Source organism: Terrabacter sp. P5_B1 (assembly GCF_056400505.1).
In genome coordinates this window covers 1-3922 of record NZ_JBFULD010000365.1, presented here as the reverse complement: position 1 = coordinate 3922, position 3922 = coordinate 1, and the positions used below count along the sequence as shown (strand labels likewise).

Genomic DNA, 3922 nt, shown 5'->3' with positions numbered 1-3922 from the left:
GACCGGGGGTGGGGGTCGACGCCATCGGGAGCCCGGACGAGATCAGGCCCGGGCCGTGCAGCGGGGCGAAGGTCTGTCAGAGACCGAGTAGGCCGTTGAGCAGCGTGGCCAGACCGGTGATGCCGTTGCCGTCGAGCAGGCCGGCGACCGCGCACAGCAGGTTGCCGAGCAGGTTGCCGGGTCCGCTCTGGGCGGTGATGTTGAGGTGAATGGCGTTGAGGTCGACCACCAGGCCGAGCAGGTCGAGGTGCAGGGGGCCCAGGTCAAGCGTCAGGATCTTGCAGCTGCCCGCGGCTGCGGCGTTCTGAACGGTGGTCGTGACCGTCTGCGCAGGCACCTGGGTGACGGCGCCCGTCGCTGACGTGACCGCGCCGGTGACGACGCCGGTGACAGCCAGCGTGCCGTTCTGGTTGCTGAAGCCGGTCGGGGTGAAGAGCCCGTTGAACGTCCCGAGCGCGCCGAGGTCCTTGGTGAGCGTTGCGGGCGCGATGCTCGCACGTGGGGTGGCTGCGGTCGGGGCCGCCGTCGTGGCCGTGGTCGGGGCGGCGGTGGGCGCAGCCGAGGCGGACATAGCGGGCACGAGGCCGAGGGCCGCGGTCGTGGCGAGGGTGGCTCCGGCCGCGCACAGCCTGGTGGTGAGTTTCATCAGGGTGACTCCTTGATCGGGTGGGCGGCCTGGTGGGCCGTCGGTCACCCGTGAAGAGTCCGTGGCGGGTCCGACATGACGTGCCACCCCCGTCCGATCCCGCCCGTCTGCCGGAGCGATCGGCGCTCGTGAGCACGCGGGCGCCGAGGGATGTCGGGAGATGTCCGCTCGGTCCCGCGTCATCCAGTCCGGGTGGAGGCGTCCGCCCTCCGTCAGGACCCGAGCACGCTCCGATGGGTCATGTCGTAGGCGGCCAGGACGTCGAGCAGCAGCTCCCCGGCCTTCGTCGTGATGCTCAGGCGCTCCTCAGGGACCGCTGCCTCCAGCACCTCGAGCATGAGCTCGTGGTGGACGCGGCAGACGTCGAGCAGGCTGATCCCGGCGGCGAATGCACGGCGCCCGAGCCCGTAGGCGGACTCGCGAGCGGCCTCGTCGCGACGCGGCAGGAACCGCAGCAAGGTGGTGCGGTAGTCCCGCGTGAGGTCTTCCAGCGGCGACCTGGTGCCGGGCGCGCTCATCGGGGCCCCCCGCGCCCCGGTGTCGGCCGCCCGGCTGGGCCGGCCGACACCTGGTCGGCCAGCAGCCGCAGGCCCTCCTCCAGGTCGAGCGCCGTCGGGACGTGGCCGGTGCCCATCCCGAGCCGCACCATGGTGAAGGCGACCTCGGGCTGGATGCCGACGACGACCGTGAGCGCGCCGCGCAGGCGTGCCATCTCGGCGATCCGCCGCAAGGTCAACGCGGCGAACGAGTCGATGACGTCCAGGGCGGCGACGTCGATGATGACGCCGCGAGACCGGTGCTCGCCGATCTGGTCGACGAGGTCGTGCTCGAAGCGGACCAGCTCGGAGTCGTCGAGGGCAGTGTGGACCGATGCGATCAGGGTCGAACCCTGCCGCAGGATGGACACCAGTGCCGGTCCGCCGTTCACGAGCTCGTGCTGCCCTCCCTCCTGGTCACGGTGTAGCCGAGGAGCCGCTCGGCCTCTTCGAGGCCGCCCTGCAGGTCGCCGATCGTGTTCATCTTGCTCAGGTCGACCCCGATGGTGACGAGCGTCTGGGCGATCTTCGGGGACAGCCCGGTGATGATGACGCTCGCCCCCATGAGGCGTGACGCGTCCACGGTCTGCACGAGGTGGTTGGCCACCGCTTCGTCGACGTCGGGCGAGCCGGTGATGTCCATGACGACGACCTTGGCGCGGTGCTTGCGTATGCCGGTCAGCAGCTGTTCGGTCAGCTGCTTGGCCCGCTCGCTGTCGAGCACTCCTATGATGGGCAGGATGAGCAGGCGCTCACGCACGGGCAGCACCGGCGTCGACAGCTCGCGGATCGCGTCCTGCTGCTGACGGATCACCCGCTCGCGCTCGTCGACGAAGCTCACGGCCACCGTGTTGGCGATGCGGTTGGCCGCGGGCTCGTAGGCGTCGAGCACCTCGTTGAGCAGGGCGAAGTCGCGCTGGTACTTCTCGAACAGCGACCGGGCCAGCACGTCACGCAGGAGCAGCACRATGCCGACCACCTCATGCGTCTCGACGCCACGGGGGATGATCCGCTCGGACAGGTCCCGGGCGTAGTGCTGCAGGGCCTCGACGCTGCCGGTCTCGAGGACCTCGACGTAGTTGTCGTAGACCGACGTGGTCTCGGCAGCCATCTCCTGAGGCGTCATCGCCGTCAGCAGATGCGCCTGCTGGATCCGCTCGGCCCAGTCCCGTCGCAGCCGGGTGCGGTGCTCGCGCAGGTGGGACACCAGCTGTGAGAGCAGGTGCTCCCCGACCTCCGGGTGGCCCGGCTGGCCACTGGGTCGCGGAGCGAGCTCCGGACGGTCCTCGGTTCGGTCATCCATCATTCGTCCTCTCCCATTTGGTCATCGTGACGGTGGTGCCGTGGCCGGGTTCGCTGGCGATGGCGAACTCGTCCATGAGCCGGCGCACCCCGGGCAGGCCCAGGCCGAGTCCGCCGTACGTGCTGAAACCGTCGCCGAGCGCCCGCTCCACGTCCGGGATGCCCGGGCCGCCGTCGCGGGCCACGATCTGGATGCCGCGTCGCCGCGCGTCGAGCAGCTCGACCACCACCTCGCCCGAGCCGGCGAACCGGACGATGTTGCGGCACACCTCGGACACGGCGGTCGCGATGACCGTGAGGTCGGTGGGGCTGAACCGAAGACGGGTGGCGAGCTCGCGTGCGGCGCCACGGGCGGCGACGATGTCGGAGTCCCCGGTGACGGGGATGCGGAGGCTGCCGTCGTGCTGCTGCCCCCGATCGAGCAGGGGCTGGCTGAGACGGGCGCACGGCTCGCACTCGAGGAGGTGCTGGGCGGCTCGTACCTCCCGCTGGCGCCGCTGGTCGCCGCCGCTCAGGGCGATGAGAACGGGCCGGCAGCGGTCGGTCGGCGGTTCGACCCGCTCGACGGCGAGGAGGTACTCCACCCGCAGGCGAGCCCGGGTGCGGTTCAGCTGCGCGGCCACGGCTCCGGCGGTGCTTCCCTGCTGCTCGGCGAGCGTGCGCGTGTCCGTGCCCGCGACCTCGTGGTCGAGCAGGGTGCGGCGCTCGCGATCGCTCAACCGGGCGAGGGCGGTGGCCATGGCCGACTGCTCCTCGTCGAGGACCACCTGGGTCTCGGGAGGGTCCGGCGTGCTGAGGTCGAGGGCGCGGTGCTGGTTGCGGCTTCGCCGGTCGGCATCGCGCCACATGCTGGCCACGACGTTGCGGGCCGTCACGATGGCGTACGGCTCGAGCATGCCGGGCTCGATCGTGGCAGACGCGGCGAGCACACGGGTCAGCGTCTCCTGGACGAGGTCCTCCGCCCCCGGGTGAGCACCGACCCGGGCGCCGACGATGCGGCGGACCATGGGCAACAGGTCCGCGACGTCATCCGCGCTGTGGCCGGGCGGTGGCCCGGCGCGCTCGGCTGCGCTCACTGCGTGCACGTACCCACAAGGGCAGCCGCCACGTCATCCCCGTGGCTCGGCGGCGTCGTCTCTGGTGACCCCGTCCGCATGACGGGTTCTGAAGGGAAGGGAGCGACATGAGTCTGCTGACGATCGCCGTCCTCGGGGCTGGGCTGCTGTTGATGCTGGCGCTCCAGCGCCTCGAGGCCTGGCTGGGGAGGTCGACGGCGCCAGGCCTTGCGGGAGCGGCCGCGACRCCCCGATCCTTGGGGCGTGGACCGCGCCCACGAGATGAAGGCCCTGGACGATGTCCGGCTGAGGCTGCAGGAGCACTTCCCCCAGCTGGATGCCGACGTCGTCGAGGCGGCAGTGCGGCTGGCCCACTCCGAGGC

Annotated in this window: 6 protein-coding genes; 1 reads left to right on the top strand and 5 read right to left on the bottom strand. The window is 71.4% G+C overall.

What is annotated here, in order from left to right; genetic code table 11:
- Positions 1 to 76: 76 nt before the first annotated feature.
- The 5 genes from AC1DP0_RS19245 to AC1DP0_RS19225 form a co-directional block, all read right to left on the bottom strand.
- Positions 77 to 646, bottom strand: a complete 570-nt coding sequence (locus AC1DP0_RS19245) for an ABC transporter substrate-binding protein (protein WP_478087619.1) — start codon at positions 644 to 646, stop codon at positions 77 to 79.
- 212 nt (positions 647 to 858) lie between these two features.
- The gene (locus AC1DP0_RS19240) at positions 859 to 1164 is read right to left on the bottom strand and encodes a phosphatase RsbU N-terminal domain-containing protein (protein ID WP_478087617.1); all 306 of its coding nucleotides are present in this window, start codon (positions 1162 to 1164) and stop codon (positions 859 to 861) included.
- Positions 1161 to 1574 carry an STAS domain-containing protein gene (locus tag AC1DP0_RS19235; RefSeq protein WP_478087615.1) on the bottom strand — a complete coding sequence of 138 codons (414 nt, stop codon included), beginning with the start codon at positions 1572 to 1574 and terminating at the stop codon, positions 1161 to 1163. Before AC1DP0_RS19235 ends, AC1DP0_RS19240 begins: the two co-directional genes overlap by 4 nt.
- Positions 1571 to 2485, bottom strand: coding sequence for an STAS domain-containing protein (locus tag AC1DP0_RS19230; RefSeq protein ID WP_478087613.1), 915 nt, complete (start codon positions 2483 to 2485; stop codon positions 1571 to 1573). Before AC1DP0_RS19230 ends, AC1DP0_RS19235 begins: the two co-directional genes overlap by 4 nt.
- Positions 2478 to 3560, bottom strand: a complete 1083-nt coding sequence (locus AC1DP0_RS19225) for a sigma-70 family RNA polymerase sigma factor (protein ID WP_478087609.1) — start codon at positions 3558 to 3560, stop codon at positions 2478 to 2480. Before AC1DP0_RS19225 ends, AC1DP0_RS19230 begins: the two co-directional genes overlap by 8 nt.
- 261 nt (positions 3561 to 3821) lie before the next feature.
- Here AC1DP0_RS19225 and AC1DP0_RS19220 point away from each other — a divergent pair.
- A partial coding sequence (locus tag AC1DP0_RS19220; protein WP_478087623.1) for a three-helix bundle dimerization domain-containing protein occupies positions 3822 to 3922 on the top strand: 101 nt, incomplete at its 3' end.